The organism is Wenzhouxiangella sp. 15190, from assembly GCF_003417465.1.
GTDB lineage: Bacteria > Pseudomonadota > Gammaproteobacteria > Xanthomonadales > Wenzhouxiangellaceae > Wenzhouxiangella.
Genome location: NZ_QVMV01000011.1, coordinates 24,702 through 39,803, shown reverse-complemented (window position 1 = coordinate 39,803; position 15,102 = coordinate 24,702). Strand labels below are relative to the sequence as shown.

11 protein-coding genes are annotated in these 15,102 nt (G+C 61.7%); 5 read left to right on the top strand and 6 right to left on the bottom strand.

The genetic code is table 11. The features are described from left to right. Nucleotides 1-16 precede the first annotated feature (16 nt). The gene (locus DZK26_RS03040) at nucleotides 17-2,452 is read left to right on the top strand and encodes a serine/threonine-protein kinase (RefSeq protein ID WP_116898145.1); all 2,436 of its coding nucleotides are present in this window, start codon (nucleotides 17-19) and stop codon (nucleotides 2,450-2,452) included. Here the strand turns inward: DZK26_RS03040 and DZK26_RS03035 are convergent. Next, nucleotides 2,439-3,026 (bottom strand): ECF-type sigma factor, encoded by a 588-nt coding sequence (locus DZK26_RS03035; RefSeq protein ID WP_116898146.1) that lies wholly within the window; start codon nucleotides 3,024-3,026, stop codon nucleotides 2,439-2,441. The genes DZK26_RS03040 and DZK26_RS03035 overlap by 14 nt on opposite strands. 146 nt (nucleotides 3,027-3,172) lie before the next feature. Between DZK26_RS03035 and DZK26_RS03030 the strand changes: the two genes are divergently transcribed. After that, complete coding sequence (locus DZK26_RS03030; protein ID WP_147306652.1) at nucleotides 3,173-3,718, top strand: hypothetical protein; 546 nt, start codon at nucleotides 3,173-3,175, stop codon at nucleotides 3,716-3,718. Between the two features lie 23 nt (nucleotides 3,719-3,741). Here DZK26_RS03030 and DZK26_RS03025 read toward each other — a convergent pair whose 3' ends face one another. The 5 genes from DZK26_RS03025 to DZK26_RS14250 form a co-directional block, all read right to left on the bottom strand. Continuing rightward, complete coding sequence (locus DZK26_RS03025) at nucleotides 3,742-6,177, bottom strand: bifunctional diguanylate cyclase/phosphodiesterase (protein WP_116898148.1); 2,436 nt, start codon at nucleotides 6,175-6,177, stop codon at nucleotides 3,742-3,744. 82 nt (nucleotides 6,178-6,259) lie between these two features. Then, nucleotides 6,260-7,483 (bottom strand): imidazolonepropionase, encoded by a 1,224-nt coding sequence (gene hutI, locus DZK26_RS03020; RefSeq protein WP_116898149.1) that lies wholly within the window; start codon nucleotides 7,481-7,483, stop codon nucleotides 6,260-6,262. 203 nt (nucleotides 7,484-7,686) lie between these two features. Beyond that, nucleotides 7,687-9,201 (bottom strand): histidine ammonia-lyase, encoded by a 1,515-nt coding sequence (gene hutH, locus DZK26_RS03015; protein ID WP_116898150.1) that lies wholly within the window; start codon nucleotides 9,199-9,201, stop codon nucleotides 7,687-7,689. Between the two features lie 85 nt (nucleotides 9,202-9,286). Beyond that, nucleotides 9,287-10,978, bottom strand: a complete 1,692-nt coding sequence (gene hutU / locus DZK26_RS03010; protein ID WP_116898151.1) for a urocanate hydratase — start codon at nucleotides 10,976-10,978, stop codon at nucleotides 9,287-9,289. A 51-nt stretch (nucleotides 10,979-11,029) separates the two neighbouring features. Next, nucleotides 11,030-11,332, bottom strand: coding sequence for a hypothetical protein (locus DZK26_RS14250; protein ID WP_181918377.1), 303 nt, complete (start codon nucleotides 11,330-11,332; stop codon nucleotides 11,030-11,032). Between the two features lie 226 nt (nucleotides 11,333-11,558). On the opposite strand from DZK26_RS14250, the gene DZK26_RS03005 reads away from it, so the two are divergent. From DZK26_RS03005 to DZK26_RS02995, 3 genes are all read left to right on the top strand, one after another. Further along, nucleotides 11,559-12,788, top strand: a complete 1,230-nt coding sequence (locus tag DZK26_RS03005) for a triacylglycerol lipase (RefSeq protein ID WP_181918378.1) — start codon at nucleotides 11,559-11,561, stop codon at nucleotides 12,786-12,788. Between the two features lie 96 nt (nucleotides 12,789-12,884). Then, the gene (locus tag DZK26_RS03000) at nucleotides 12,885-13,406 is read left to right on the top strand and encodes a disulfide bond formation protein B (RefSeq protein ID WP_116898153.1); all 522 of its coding nucleotides are present in this window, start codon (nucleotides 12,885-12,887) and stop codon (nucleotides 13,404-13,406) included. After that, nucleotides 13,403-14,773 carry a class II 3-deoxy-7-phosphoheptulonate synthase gene (locus tag DZK26_RS02995; protein ID WP_116898154.1) on the top strand — a complete coding sequence of 457 codons (1,371 nt, stop codon included), beginning with the start codon at nucleotides 13,403-13,405 and terminating at the stop codon, nucleotides 14,771-14,773. The genes DZK26_RS03000 and DZK26_RS02995 overlap by 4 nt, the downstream gene beginning before the upstream one ends. The last annotated feature ends 329 nt before the right edge of the window (nucleotides 14,774-15,102 follow it).

The window sequence follows — 15,102 nt, the reverse complement described above, 5'->3', positions numbered from 1 at the left end:
CGTTGGCGCAGTCTTGATGAGTGACGACTCGGCCAGGCAACGCTACCGCGAAGCCAAGGCAATCGCCCTGGAAGCACTCGAGTACGAGCCGGCACGACGGCGGGCGATAATCGAATCGCGTTGCGCGTCGGACGAAGCCCTCGAGCGGGAAGTGGAGTGGCTGATCGAGGCCGCTGAAGATGATGCCGACGACGAAGTGCCGGAACGTTTCCAGGCCGCGGCCCGCGGTGCCCTGCAGGACGTTTCCCTGGAGGTCCCGCTTCCCAGGAACTATCGACTGATCAAGCGTCTCGGCCAGGGCGGCATGGGTATCGTCTATTTAGCCGAGCGCGTCGATGGCAACCTGCGACAGCCGGTCGCCTTCAAGTTGCTGCACCTGCACGAGTCGGACAACGAAGTGCTGTCACGACGATTCTCGATCGAGCGCGGCATCCTCTCCGCGCTCGATCACCCCTGCATTGCACGGTTGATCGACGGCGGATTGACGGCCGATGGCAGGCCCTTTCTTGCCACGGAATTCGTCGAGGGCGTGCCAATCGACCAGTGGGCGGCGAGCGGTCGATCGCGGGCCGAGATCCTGGCAATGTTCATCAAGGTATGCCAGGCCGTCGACTATGCACACCGCCATATGGTCATTCATCGCGACCTCAAGCCGGCCAATATCCTGGTTACTCCCTCTGGCGAGCCGAAGTTGCTCGATTTCGGTGTTGCGCGCCTGCTCGATTCAGATAGTGAGGCCGGTGAGGGTGCCGGGGCGCTGACCTTGGCGTACGCCAGTCCTGAACAGGTCCAGGGTGCCGGCCTGAGTGTGGCTACCGATGTTTATTCACTGGGCGTCCTGCTCTACGAACTTCTGGGTGGCAAATCGCCTTTTGAAGGAACCCACGACCCGGCAACGTTGCGCGAGCGTGTTCTTCGGGGTCGCTATTCCGAGCCCCGGGCTCGTGATGGGACGCCCCTGCCGCGGGATCTTGCCAGCGTAATCGACCGGGCCATGCATGTCGAAGAGCGGAAACGCTATGATTCGGTTCGCTCGTTGGCCGACGACCTGCAGCGGTTCAGGACGTATCGCCCTGTTCGGGCGTACGGGGGCGGTGTGCTGTATCGCAGCGGCCGCTTTATGCGGCGACATCGATTGACGCTCGCGCTTGGCCTGGTGGCCGTAGCAGCGCTCGCGGCCTTTCTCGTTGATCGGGAAAGACAGCTTGACCGAGTGGCCTGGGAACGTGACCGGGCCGAGGCGGTCACCGAATTCGTGTCCGAACTTCTTGCAGGTGCCGACTCGCTGCCCAGTCGGGGGAACGACGTGACCGTTCGCGAGATTCTGGACCGGGGCCGGCAACAGCTGGCAGAGACCGAACGAGGCAATCCGGATGCCCTGGGCCAGATGTACAGGGCGCTTGGAGAGGCCTACAACGCGCTCGGACTCGGTGAACAGGCTGTGCCATTGCTGCAAAAGGCACAGGAGATGCGCCAGGGAAAATTACAGCCCGATGAAAGGGCCATGCTCCAGTCCGAGCTGGGTGCAGCCTACGATTCCGCGGGTCGGGCGATTGAGGCCATTGATGCGGATGAGCAGGCGATTGCGCTGCTGGAGCAGTCGCAGGAACTGCAGGATACCCGGGAGCTGATCCATGTGCGGATTCGTCGACTTCGCAACCAGGTCAATGTGCTGGCTGAGGCACCGCAGGCCGTCATTGCTGATCTCGAGGCCATCATCGACGAACTGGATGACGCCTCGGCGAGTTCCGAATTGCTGTTCGAGGCGCGATCCGCCCTGGTGGGGGCGCGTGTGGCTGCCGGCCAGGAGGAAGCAGCCCTGGCGGACGCGGTGAAAGCCCGGCAGCTGGCTGAAACCGTCTATGACGAGGGTGATCCACGCCGCCTGCGCGGACGTTATGTACATGCCACGGCACTGATGCTCAGCGATCCGCAGCAGGCGGTGACGATGTTCGAGTCACTGCTGTCCGATCACGAGCGTCTTGTCGGGCCGAGCCAGCGCATGGCCAATACTGTCGGCAATCTCGGTGTTGCCTTGTCGAGACTGGGCCGAAACCAGGAAAGCATTGCGGCGTTCGAGCGTGCGGCCGGCATGATCGAGGCATCCGTGGGGCGGGATCACTACCTCTACCGGCTGTCGATCACGAATCTGGCAGCACTCCACCTGCGTGACGGTGAGGCCGCCGAGGCCGAGCGACTGGTACGTGACATCCTGCCTGGCCTGGAGCGGCGCCAGGAACTGTTCGGGGGTGTCGAAACCCTTTATCTCGCATCGGCGCTGGAGGTGTTGGGTGGCGCACAGGTCATGCAGGGGAAGCATTCCAAGGCCGCAGAAACCTATGGGCGGGCACTGGACTCGCTGAAGCCGGGTTCTGGAGAGCAGTGGGCAAACCTGCGCGAGAGAATCACCGCCAAGCTGGCCGAGCTTGAGCGGGAGTTCAGTCGGAATTGAGTTCGTGCTCCGACAGGCGCCGCCTGAGCCAGGCCCGGGCCATGCGCCATTCCCTGGCCACGGTGGAGCGCGAAAGCTCCATCGTTTCTGCGGTTTCTTCCATGCTCAAGCCCGCGAAATAGCGCAATTCCACGATCTGCGCCTGGCGTTCATCGATTTCTGCCAGTTGCTCGAGAACTTCGTCGATGGCAACCAGTTCGAGACCGAAGGACTGACCGGGTGCGGACTCGTCGATATCGACGCGCTGTTTCTCCTGCGGGCGCTTGTCAGCGTGCCGCCGGCGCGCATAATCGACCAGTACGCGACGCATGACCGTTGCGGCCACCATTACGAATTCCCGCCGGTCCTTCCAGCTTTCGTAGTCCTGGCCAGCCAGACGCAGATAGGCCTCGTTGATCAGCGCGGTGGGTTGCAGGGTATGGTCGGGCCGCTGCCGCGCGAGTTGGCGGGCGGCGAGCGCACGCAATTCGTCGTAGACCAGCGGGAGAATGCTGGCCAGCGAGGCTTCGCCGCGCTCGGTAGAGCGCCTGATCAGTGCTTCGAGCTCTGCGGCCTGTTTGCTCGGCTGATTCATCCCCGTCCTTTTGCCTGGGATATCGATGCTCAAATGCTAACCCATTCCGCCGGAAATGCCGATTTCATTTCCGGGGCCCGCTTGCTCTACAATGCGGATGACGTTAATCACGCGTGGTGGGGACTAGTGATCGCATGAAGGCCCGGTTGAAACTGATGAACTTGCTCACAGGGCTGGCTCTGCTGCCCTTGTCGGCAGTCGGCGCTGATTCCTGTGTGCTCGAGGCGGATGGCGGGTCTGAAATGGCGTCTGGGGACGCGGTTCGTGCGCTCGAATCCCCGGAAACAGCGCGGTTGCCGGGTACCCTGGAAATTGTCTGCCAAAAGCACGGTATTGCCCGGATCGACATTGCATTGCCCGTCGGCGCACGCCGCGGCCTCAGTCTGATTTCCGGCGGCCGGGATGGCCGCACCTTACAGCCGCAGCTCAAAGACACCGGGAGCTGGGCGAGCCTTGCCGTCGAAGAAGGTCCGGATGGGGCCACTCGGCTGAAGGTGGGCTTTCTCGCTCCCGCAAGCGCCAAGGAAGGCGATGCATTTACGGGAAGTCTCGTGCTGATCGACCCTTCGAGTCGAAGCGATGAGCCTGTATTGACTATCCCCCTCAACTTGTCCATCCGCGGTGAAGTGCCGCTGTTCCGGGATCAGTTCGATGTCGATCCGGTTATCGGGCAATTCAGTCTGGTGATATAGTCACCACGGCGTTGAGCAATGAGTCAGTGAGAAGGCGGCGTTTCAGCCTCGATCAGAGCCATTATTTCATTGAGGGTTCCCGGGCGGGCGAACAGGTAGCCCTGTCCATGCTGGCATCCCATCTGTAGAAGAGCGTGGGCCTCTTTTTCGCTCTCGATACCTTCAGCCACGATTTGCACGCGGAGCCTTTGGCCTACATGCATGACCGCCTCGATGATGCTGCGGTCGACCCTGGAATGCTGAAAACCGGCGATGAACGATCGGTCGATCTTGATTGTATTGAAGGGTACCTGGCGAAGCCGGTCCAGGGACGCGTACCCCGTTCCGAAATCATCGATGGCAATGCCGTAGCCGAGCGAGTTGATCCGGTGAAGCGCTTCGGGTTGCCGGGTCAGCATGCTCTCGGTGACTTCGATCTGGAGGTTCTCAGGATCGACGCCAGCCCGGGTACTGGCTTCCTGGATATAGGAAACGGGGTCGCCAAAGCGGAACTCGGCATCTGACAGGTTGACGGCAATGGCCGTGGGACAACGCGCCCCGAGCGTCTTCTGCATGTGTGAAAAATCGCTACTCGCGCGTTGGAATACCCATGCGCCGATACGTGTAATTGCACCCGTATCCTCGGCCAGGCTGATGAACTGATCAGGCGACAGTAGTCCCTTCGTGGGATGCGACCACCTGACGAGTGCTTCGAGCGTTTCGATTCGCCGACTTTCGAGGTCGATAATCGGTTGATAGAAAAGCCGCAACTCACCGCGTTCGGCTGCCCGCCACAGGTCGTTCTCGAATCTAAGGTGCTCTTGCTGAAAGGAGTCCTGATTCGGGTCGTAGACATGGATGTGAGCACCGTCCTTGCGTTTAGCGAGATACATGGCGATGTCGGCCTGTCTCAACAATTCCGCCGGAGCCTCGGTGCTATCTCCTGATACCGCGATACCTATGCTCACGCCGACGCGGGTCGTGACATCATCGACACTGAACTCCCGGTCAAACTCTCGTGCAATCCTCTGCGCCGGCATCGTTGCCGCTTCTTCCGATTCGACGGGTTCGAGGATGAGTCCGAACTCGTCTCCTCCGAAGCGCGCGATCGAGTCCCTATCGCGAATGACCCCCTTCAGGCGATCTGCGGCCTGCCTGAGAAGAGAGTCCCCGGCAGCATGGCCGAGGCCGTCGTTGATGACCTTGAAACGATCGAGATCGATGAAAAGAATGGCGACGGAAGTACCGCTACGGCGGCCACGCTTGAGCGCCATTTCGAGGCGATCGAGGAATAGCCGGCGATTGGGGAGTCCGGTCAACGGATCGTGCAGAACTTGAAAGCGCAGTTCGCTTTCAGCCCGCTTTCGAGATGTGATGTCGACACAGGTTCCGACATGGCCGACCACGTTTTCACCGATCCGGATGGGTGCACCGTGGACAAGGGCGATGCGGGGAGAACCAATACGGGGCTGGAGTTCAACTTCCATGGCAGCGTTATGTCCCTGAACGCGGGCCTGTCTGTTGTTCTTGACTTTCTCTCGATGGCGTGGAGAAATGAATTCCTCGATCGTCTGCCCTTCGATTCGTTCGGTATCGTCGATTGCGAGAAGTGAGCGCATGGCGGGGTTGAAGTAGAGGATATGACCCTCCGGATCGATCTGCCACATGCCCACTTCCGGCTGATCGACCAGGGCCCGGTAACGTTGTTCGCTTTCCTTCAGCGCGGCCTCTCTGCGTTCACTGATCTGGATCAGGCGCCAGGCGAGGAAGAATCCGCCCGCTACCAAAAGGAGTGCGGTTGACGCGATGGCGATGGTGAACCACCGCGTCATGAAGTGACTGACCCTTCCCATGGCGTTCGAAAACTCGCTTTCTTGCCGGGTCAATTGGTGATCGAGCCTGCGGATGGATTCCAGCTGTTCGAATACGGGTGGAGTCGCCGCACCATTTTCGTGTACCAACTCACGCAGGGTCACCGCTTCTGATCGGAGCTGTGCAATCAGCTCATCGCCTCGGGTCCATGCCTCGACCGCTTGCTGGAAAGGCCGCAAGGAACGACCGAGCACGAACAGCCGCATCATCAGATCGATGTCTTCGGGATGATTGCGCCCGTCGAGCAAGCCCTGTCGGGCCACGGCATAGTCGGGATCCTCGCTGGACAGGGTCAGCCTTGCCCGGCGGGCACCCTCATTGACAGTCAGGGCATTTTCAAACGCCTCGTAGTGTTCATCGTTGCCGGTGGTGGCATAGTCGAACAGTGCGATGACGGCCTGCTTTTGTGCCTTGGTCCACTGGCTTTCACCATTCACGAAGGCCCGGGCACCCGAAAGTCCCTGGAAAGCGACGATGCCGAGAATAACCAGTAGTACAAGTGCGGCGGAAAATGTGGCCGACAGTATGATGAAACGACGCCGAAGATGGCTGACCCAGCCCTGGGTTCCGGAACCGGCGGAAGTGACTTCTTGCGTCCTTTTGCTCAATCTCTGATTATCCCCTGGACGGGTTCGGTGTCGCTTCGCGGGATCGTGGAAGGTGCATTTTCTAACTCGCTGTCAGGGTACCTCAAGGCGGGTGGGGCAGCCAGCGACCCGCCTTGAGGGTTGCCCGGCAGGCGTTGGGACGAAAGTGATAGAGCCAGTGATTGATGTCGGGTGCATCGATAATGGCCAGGTCGGCCCGGTAGCCGGGTTCAAGGCTGCCGTGTGACGCTTCCAGGCCGATGGCGCGGGCGGCATTCGTCGTGACGCCGCGAAGGACTTCCGCGGGACTCATGCGCTGGTGGACCGCGGCCAGGGTCATGGCGAGGTGCAGGTGGTAGCTTGGCGCCGAGCCGGGATTGAAGTCGGTGGCAACCGCCACCCTGGCCCCGGCGTCGATCCATTTGCGCGCCGGCAGGAAGGGCTCTCGCAAGTAGAGCGACGCGATCGGCAGGCTGACAGCCACCGTGCCGGCCTCGGCCATGGCGTGAATGTCCTCGTCCGAGGCGTACTCGAGATGCTCGGCGGAGACGGCGCCGAGTTCGGCCGCCAGTCCCGCACCGCCGCCGCAAGAGAGTTGGTCGGCGTGGATCTTGAGCCCGAGCCCATGTGCCTTGGCCGTTTCGAGTATGCGGCGGCCTTCGCGCAGCGTGAAGGCATTGTCTTCGATGAATACATCGCAGAAGCGGGCCAATTCGCGTTCGGCGACTTCCGGAATCATTTCCTCGCAGAGCAGCTCGACATAGTCGGCTCGTCGATCCCGGAATTCCACGGGCACGAGATGCGCTCCCAGGAAGGTCGGCACGAGCTCGAGTGGTTGCTCTGTCTGGAGGTGCCGATAGACTTCCAGCTGCTTTAACTCGTTGTCGCGATCCAGCCCGTAGCCTGATTTTGCTTCCACTGTGGTGACGCCCAGTCCGGCCATGTCGGCGAGTGCCTCGGCCGCCTTCGAGCGGAGCGAATCGATATCGGTCTCGCGTGTCGCGCCCACGGTCGCGTTGATCCCGCCGCCGGCGGCCTGGATATCCTGGTAGCTGGCACCCTCGAGCCGCGCGGCGAATTCGTCACCGCGCCAGCCGCCAAAGCACAGATGCGTGTGACAGTCGATCAGCCCGGGCACGACGCAGCGTCCGCCGGCGTCGAAAGACTCGGCCTGGGCGAACTCCGACGGCAACTCGTCGGCCGGCCCGGCGTAGCGAATCGTGTCGCCGTCCCATGCCACCGCGGCATCGACAACGGCATCAACGTCGTCGTGTGCGCCGTCGGCCGGGACCCGGTACAGGGTAGATATGTTGCGCAATAACTTCATAAAAACCTATTGTCCACAGATGAACACAGATGAACACAGATTAAAAAACAAGAAAATCATAAAGAACAGTAAATATTACTTTTTGAGGCAGGTGTAGTAGCAACGCCGGTGTCGGCTGCATCCACACACTCATTGAAGGGTATTGGTGTTCTTTTCCATCTGTGTTTATCTGTGTTCATCTGTGGACAATTAAAAAGCTGAAGTCATCGAAGCCCCGAAATTTCTGCCTGCACGGAGCCCACCAGGTCGCCTGAGCGCAGCAGGCGGGTGCAGGTGTCGATGTCGGCGCCGACTTCGTAGTCTTCTTCGGCATGGTTGACGTGCTCACGAACGAATTCGTGCGCTGCCAGGACGCCGCGGCCCGGTTTGAGTGGCCTGCGGAAGTCCAGCGCCTGGGCGGCGGTGAGCATTTCCACGGCCATGACGCGTTCGACGTTGTGCAGCACGCTGAGTAGCTTGAGCGCGCTGATCGAACCCATCGAGACGTGGTCTTCCTGCCCGAGGCTGGTCGGGATCGAGTCGACGCTGGCCGGGTGGCAGAGCACCTTGTTTTCGCTGACAAGGGCGGCGGCGGTGTACTGGGGGATCATGAAGCCCGAATTGATTCCGGTGTCGCTCATCAGCAGCTTGGGCAAGCCGTCATGGCCTTCGAGGAGGAGATAGGTGCGCCGCTCGGAGATGCTGGCCAGCTCGGACAGGGCCATGGCAGCGTAGTCGAGCGAAAGCGCCAGCGGCTGGCCGTGGAAATTGCCGGCGGAGATGATGTCTCCATCCTCGAACACCAGCGGGTTGTCGGTAACCGAGTTGATCTCGCGCTCGACCACTTCGATGGCATGGCCGAGCGCGTCCCGGCTGGCGCCGTGAACCTGGGGAATGCATCGCAGGCAGTAGGGGTCCTGCACCTTGCCGCAGTGGCGGTGCGATTCGAGAATTTCGGAGTCGGCCAGCAAACGCCGAACGTTGGCGGCAACCGAGATCTGGCCCGGGTGCGGGCGAATATGGTGCACGCGTTCGTCGAAAGGACGTGCGGAACCCTGAAGCGCCTCCAGGCTCATCGTGCCCAACACGTCGGCAGCTGTCATCAGGTGAACGGCGCGATTGAGAATGAATGCTCCATAGGCCGACATCAGCTGCGTGCCGTTGATCAGGCCGATGCCGTCCTTGGCCGCGGGTTCGACCGGTTCGATACCGTGGCGCGCAAGCGTCTTGCGCGCGGGTTCCGGACCCGAGCATTCCTGGTTCCAGCACTGTCCGAGACCGATCAGCGGCAGGCTCATGTGCGCCAGCGGCGCCAGGTCACCCGATGCGCCCACACTGCCGCGGCTGGGGATCCAGGGCAGGATGTCGAGTTTGCAGAACTTGAGAAGCTGCCTGAAGATCGGCAGGGAAATACCTGAATTACCAAGACCTAGCGCGTGTATCTTGAGCTGCATCATCAGCCGGGTGATCTCGATCGGCACCGGCTCACCCGTGCCGCAGGCGTGCGACAGCAGCAGATTGCGTTGCAGCTTCCCGAGTTGATCGTCATCGATACGCTTGCTTGCCAGGGCGCCGAAGCCGGTGTTGACGCCGTAAATGGCCTCGTCGCCTTCGAGTGCGCGCTCGACCAACTGGCGCGAGCGTTGCACGGCACCGTCGTCGGAGCGCAAGGCATCCAGTCGCCGGTTCAGGTCATGGTAGAGAGAAGCGATCGTGACTGTCGCACTCGCGTCGGGCATAGTCAGTTCCTTCCTCGTATTTCTTTGGGAACCACCGAATGCACCGAATACACCGAAAAAATGAATGAATCGATAAAATAAATCATTATTCCGTGTTTTCAGTGTCTTCGGTGGTTTCATCCAGCATCGGGATATCGACTCCGCGCTCGCGCGCGGTCTCGACTGCTTCCTCATAGCCGGCGTCGGCGTGGCGCATGACGCCCAGTCCGGGGTCGGCGGTGAGTACGCGCTGGAGACGTTCGTAGCCTGACCGGGTGCCGTCGGCCAGTGACACCATGCCGGCGTGCAGCGAATAACCGATACCGACCCCGCCGCCGTGGTGGAAGGATACCCATGAAGCGCCACAGGCCGTATTCGCCAGGGCGTTGAGGATGGGCCAGTCGGCGATGGCGTCCGAGCCGTCCTTCATCGCTTCGGTCTCGCGGTTGGGCGAGGCCACCGAGCCGCAGTCGAGATGGTCGCGGCCAATGACGATGGGTGCATCGACCTTGCCCTTCTCGACCAGCCAGTTGAACTTCTCGCCGGCCTCGGCGCGCTCGCCGTATTCCAGCCAACAGATGCGCGCCGGTAGTCCCTGGAACTGGATTTTCTCCTGTGCCTTCTCGATCCAGCGCCTGAGATGCGCCTTCTCCGGGAACAACTCGAGGAGCGCTTCGTCGGTCGCGGCGATATCGGCCGGATTGCCCGACAGGGCGGCCCAGCGGAAAGGGCCTGCACCGCGGCAGAACAGCGGCCGGATAAAGGCCGGTACGAAACCGGGAAAGTCGAAGGCGTTGCTCATGCCGCGCAGATCGGCCACCTGGCCTCGCAGGTTGTTGCCGTAATCGAAAGTGACCGCGCCACGATCCTGCATCTTAAGCATGGTCTCGACGTGGATTTCCATCGAGTCCAGTACTCGCTCGTCGTAGCTTTTGGGGTCGGTCTCCCGCATGGTTTCGGCTTCGTCCAGGGATAGTCCGGTCGGAATGTAGCCGTGCCTGAGGTCGTGGGCCGAGGTCTGATCGGTGAGTGCATCGGGAATGATGCCGCGCTTGAGCATTTCGGGCAGCACTTCGGCGATGTTGCCCAGCAGGCCGACCGAAACGGGATCCTTGGCTTGTTCGATGATCTTCAGGGTCTCATCCAGACTGGTCGCTTTTCGATCGCAGTAGCCGGTTTCCACGCGCCGGTCGATGCGCGTCTCGTCGACTTCCACGGCAATGCAGTGACCCTCGTTCATGGTTACCGCGAGGGGCTGGGCGCCACCCATGCCACCGAGGCCGGCGGTGACCGTCAGCTTGTCCTTCATCGATCCGCTGAAGTGCTGGCGGGCCAGTTCGGCGAAAGTCTCGTAGGTGCCCTGGACGATGCCCTGGGAACCGATGTAGATCCAGGAGCCGGCCGTCATCTGGCCGTACATGGTCAGGCCGCGGTCTTCCAGGTCGCGAAACACGTCCCAGTTGGCCCAGCGTCCGACCAGGTTGGAATTGGCGATCAGCACCCTGGGCGCCTGGTCGTGGGTGCGGATCACCCCGACCGGCTTGCCGGACTGCACCAGCAGCGTTTCATCGTCCTTGAGTCGCTTCAGGGTGGCGACGATGGCGTGGTAGCAGTCCCAGTTGCGTGCCGCCCGGCCCGTGCCGCCGTAGACGATCAACTTGTCCGGGTGCTCGGCGACAGCCGGGTCGAGATTGTTCATGAGCATGCGCATGGCGGCTTCCTGGTGCCAGCCACGGCAACTGATGGATGGGCCGTGCGGGGCGCGCACGACCGGAGGCGACGGATCCTTGTGGGTCATCGTTTCACTGTATGTCTGGGGATGGGTGCAGTATAGCAATCACCCAGGCTTTCAGCGGTTACGCAGGTGGCGCCAGACGATATCGGCGAGAAGGTAGGGAATCAGGCCAAGGACGATATTCATGGCAATGCTGAGCCATCCGGTCATTCCGGGCATGAGTTTCTGTGGCCAATCGGCGGTCAGTTTGAAACCAATGCCGAGAACCTGCCACAGCCATTCGAACATGCCTTGCGAGCCGACATCGGCTTCCAGGGCGGCCAGCGAAAGCCCCGAAAGAAAGGCCACGCACAGAAAGGGATTGTCGCGAATCAATTCGGTAATGCTGCGGGATCTTTGGGTGGGCGATCGCAGCATGGGGGTCATCTCCGAGGGTGAACTTCGGGCGCCATCTCAACCCGATATGTCGCCTGTATACTACTTTGATCGGCTCGCGGCAAGCGTGGCCGGCCGCGCAAATCCCACGACAAGCCGGGGGAGAGCAATCTTGAACAGGGGAATATTCTCAATGATGCGGGGGCCATGGCGCGGTCGGTGCGTCGCGGCAATGGCTTGTCTCGGTGTTCTGCTCTCGAGTGGATGCATGCTGAGGGACTTGAACGAACAAGTGCGCATGATGGATCGGGCGTGCGTCATCGAAGGACGGGTGCAGCAAGGCGAGGGTGGCGGCCAGGCCGTGGTGGTCGTCCTGGCCATGGGGGACGCGGAAAGCGAAGTGCCCCCCAAGCCGGTCGACTTCACTTTGCCTGACCCGGCGGGCGGGTTCAGTTTTGCCGTCGCACCCGGGCAGTATCGGCTGCTGGCATTCGAAGACACCGACGGCGACCTGGAACTTGACGACGATGAGCCGGCCAGTCGCGCCGACAGTGAAGGCACGTTTGCCTGCGGCGCCGGCGACCGGCTGCGGGAGAATCCGATCAGCCTGAAATCTGATGACCGCCTGGAGGGAGGCCGCACGTTTTTCATTCAGGAAGGTCGCAACCTGGTTGCCGGCGCAATGGAGTCCGCCGCCAGCCTGGGGCAGCTGACGGCCTTTGGTGACGTGGTTCCGCTCAGCGATTCGCGTTTTGATCTGGAGCGTGCGCGCGACAGTTTGTGGCGCCCTCTGGATTTCATTCGCCAGGGCCATGTGGGCGTCTACCTGCGCGAACCGCTCGATCCTGAGCGCACGCCGGTGTTGTTCATCCATGGCATCAACGGGTCACCCAGAGTGCTCGAGCCGCTCATCCAGCACCTCGACGGCGAGCAGTTCCAGCCCATGTACTTCTACTACGCCTCCGGTCTGCGAATCGGACAGATCGCCTGGCATCTCGACCGGGTCATGCGCGAGTTGGAGCATCGGCGTGATATCGACCGCTATCACGTGGTCGCGCACAGCATGGGCGGTCTGGTTGCGCGTGCCTGGCTACTGGAGCGTTCCAGGCAGGGCACGGGTGCGCAGATCGCTTCGTTCGTGAGCCTTTCCACACCCTGGTCGGGCTACCCCTCGGCGCGCCAGGGCGTCGATCACTCGCCGGTCGTCGTGCCGGTGTGGCGTGACATGGCGACGGGCAGTGAGTTCCTGAACGGACTGTTCGGGCACGACGAGACGCTCGAAGACCTGCCGCCACACCACCTGCTGTTCAGTTTTCGTCAGTCGGGCTGGCTGGCCGGATCCTCGGGCGACGACGTAGCAGCGCTTGCGAGCATGTTGCCGTCGCAGGTCCAGAGGCAGGCCACTTCGGTGTTCGGGGTGGACGCCGGGCATGTCGAGATTATCTCGGACGAATCCGCGCAGGCGCGCGTGAAATCGCTGCTCCTGCAATCCGAGTGAACGGCCAGCGCGGTTTTCGAACTGGTGCTGAACCGTTTCGGGGTACAGGTGTCGGTTGATCGACGCCTCTATCCCTGATTGACTACAATTGATCCCATGAAAAATCTGATCCGGGGACGAACCCCATTTGTACTGGTCTTCGCGGTCTGCGCTGTCCTGCTGGCCTTCGCCTATTACGCGCAGTTCGTGCTCGAGCTTGAACCCTGTCCGTTGTGCATCCTGCAACGGCTGGGTTTCATGATCATGGGCGGGTTTGCGCTGCTCGGTGCCATCCACGGGCCGACGGCCTGGGGGCGATGGGTCTACGGCGTCCCGATTCTTGCCGGAGCTGCCTGGGGCATTACCACGGCCGCCCGGCACATCTGGCTGCAGAACCTGCCTGCTGACCAGGTGCCCGACTGCGGCCCGGGCATGTATTTCATGCTCGAATACGACTTCCCGCTCATGGAAATTCTGCGTGAGGCGTTCACCGGGGCAGGTGAGTGTGCCGAGGTCGCCTGGCAATTTCTGGGCCTGTCGATGCCCATGTGGACCCTGATCTGGTATGTTGGACTCGCAGTGTTCACTCTGTGGGCACTGCTGGCGAACAAGCCCGGTTCGAGGACACAGGAGCAATGAGCGAACAGTTCAGGACAATCACGCCCGCCAAGGGCTGGCGCCCGGATTCATGGCAGCAGCACGAAGCCGGCCAGCAGGCGAGCTATCCGGACGAAATCGCGTTCCGGCATGCGTTGAGCCGCTTGGCCGCCATGCCGCCGCTGGTGACATCCTGGGAAATCCTTTCGCTCAAGGAGCAGATTGCCGAGGCCCAGGCAGGCAAGCGTTTCGTTCTGCAGGGCGGCGACTGTGCCGAATTGTTCGACGACTGCGAGCCGACGATTATCGCCAACCGGCTCAAGGTGCTGTTGCAGATGTCGCTGGTACTGCTGCACGGCATGGAAAAGCCGGTGGTGCGTATCGGTCGGTTTGCCGGCCAGTACGCCAAACCGCGTTCGGCCGACAACGAGACGCGCGATGGCGTGACCCTGCCGAGCTACCGCGGCGACCTGGTCAATGCACCCGAGTTTACCGAAGCCGCACGCACGCCCGATCCCGAGCGCATGCTTCGCGGGCACGCCAGTTCGGCGATAACGATGAATTTCGTTCGGGCGCTGGTCGACGGTGGCTTCGCCGACCTGCATCATCCGGAGTACTGGAACCTGGGTTGGCTCGAGCATTCACCGCTGGCGGCGGAGTTCGAGCGGATTGCCGACAGCATTGGTCATTCCGTGCGTTTCATGGAAACCATCACTGGCCAGCAGCCGGGCAGTCTCCGGCGAGTGGACTTCTTTACCTCCCACGAGGCGTTGCACCTGCATTACGAGCAGGCTTTGACACGCCAAGTTCCACGCCAGTGGGGCTGGTTCAACCTGTCGACCCACTTTCCGTGGATCGGTATGCGCACGGCTGATCTCGAAGGCGCGCACGTGGAGATGTTCCGCGGTGTACGCAATCCCATGGGCATCAAGGTCGGCCCGGGCATGTCGGCCAGCTGGCTCAAGCGCCTGATTCAGACGCTCAATCCGGACGACGAGCCCGGTCGCCTGGTGCTGATTCACCGCATGGGAGCCGACCAGGTGGCCGACAAGTTGCCGCCACTGATCGAGGCCGTCCGCACGACCGGCTCGCCCGTCCTGTGGATCTGCGATCCGATGCACGGCAATACCGAGAAAACCGAAAACGGATACAAGACCCGGCGTTTCGCCAACATCGTGTCCGAAGTGGAGCAGAGCTTCGACATCCACGCCGCCTGTGGTTCAAGACTCGGCGGTGTGCATCTGGAATTGACCGGCGAGAACGTGACCGAATGCATCGGCGGTGCGCGTGATCTGGCCGAGCATGATCTGTCGCGCGCCTACAAGACCACCGTCGATCCGAGGCTCAACTACGAGCAGGCGCTGGAGCTGTCGATGCGGATTGTCGGCAAGCACCGAAGCCTCGCCTGAGGAGCCTCTGAGAGCTACTGCGCGTGCGTCTGACGGCGTCCGGCGGCGCAGGCACGGAACCTTGGCGGCTTTCCGCAGGAATGAAGCCCAGGTGGAGTGCCGTAAAGCGCGTACTCGGAATCCTCATGTATTCGCACATACACGCGCAACGGCTCCAATCCGGCGCTACTTGCGCTATGCGCAAAGCGCACCGGATATTCCGCCTGCGCTGCGGTTCCTGCGTTCCGGCGGCCACCGTCAGACGCCCGCTCGCTACGCTCTCAGAGGCTCCTTGGTAGAACAGCAACGGTTATTTAACAGAAAACAAAAAGCCCGGCAATCGCCGGGCT

Excerpts from the sequence above, each read along its gene's own strand:
- DZK26_RS14250 (WP_181918377.1), bottom strand. The coding sequence starts at position 11,332 with ATGCTGCGATCGCCCACCCAAAGATCCCGCAGCATTACCGAATTGATT.
- DZK26_RS03000 (WP_116898153.1), top strand. The coding sequence starts at position 12,885 with ATGAAAAATCTGATCCGGGGACGAACCCCATTTGTACTGGTCTTCGCG.
- hutU (WP_116898151.1), bottom strand. The coding sequence starts at position 10,978 with ATGACCCACAAGGATCCGTCGCCTCCGGTCGTGCGCGCCCCGCACGGC.
- hutH (WP_116898150.1), bottom strand. The coding sequence starts at position 9,201 with ATGCCCGACGCGAGTGCGACAGTCACGATCGCTTCTCTCTACCATGAC.
- DZK26_RS02995 (WP_116898154.1), top strand. The coding sequence starts at position 13,403 with ATGAGCGAACAGTTCAGGACAATCACGCCCGCCAAGGGCTGGCGCCCG.
- DZK26_RS03040 (WP_116898145.1), top strand. The coding sequence starts at position 17 with ATGAGTGACGACTCGGCCAGGCAACGCTACCGCGAAGCCAAGGCAATC.
- hutI (WP_116898149.1), bottom strand. The coding sequence starts at position 7,483 with ATGAAGTTATTGCGCAACATATCTACCCTGTACCGGGTCCCGGCCGAC.
- DZK26_RS03035 (WP_116898146.1), bottom strand. The coding sequence starts at position 3,026 with ATGAATCAGCCGAGCAAACAGGCCGCAGAGCTCGAAGCACTGATCAGG.
- DZK26_RS03005 (WP_181918378.1), top strand. The coding sequence starts at position 11,559 with ATGCTGAGGGACTTGAACGAACAAGTGCGCATGATGGATCGGGCGTGC.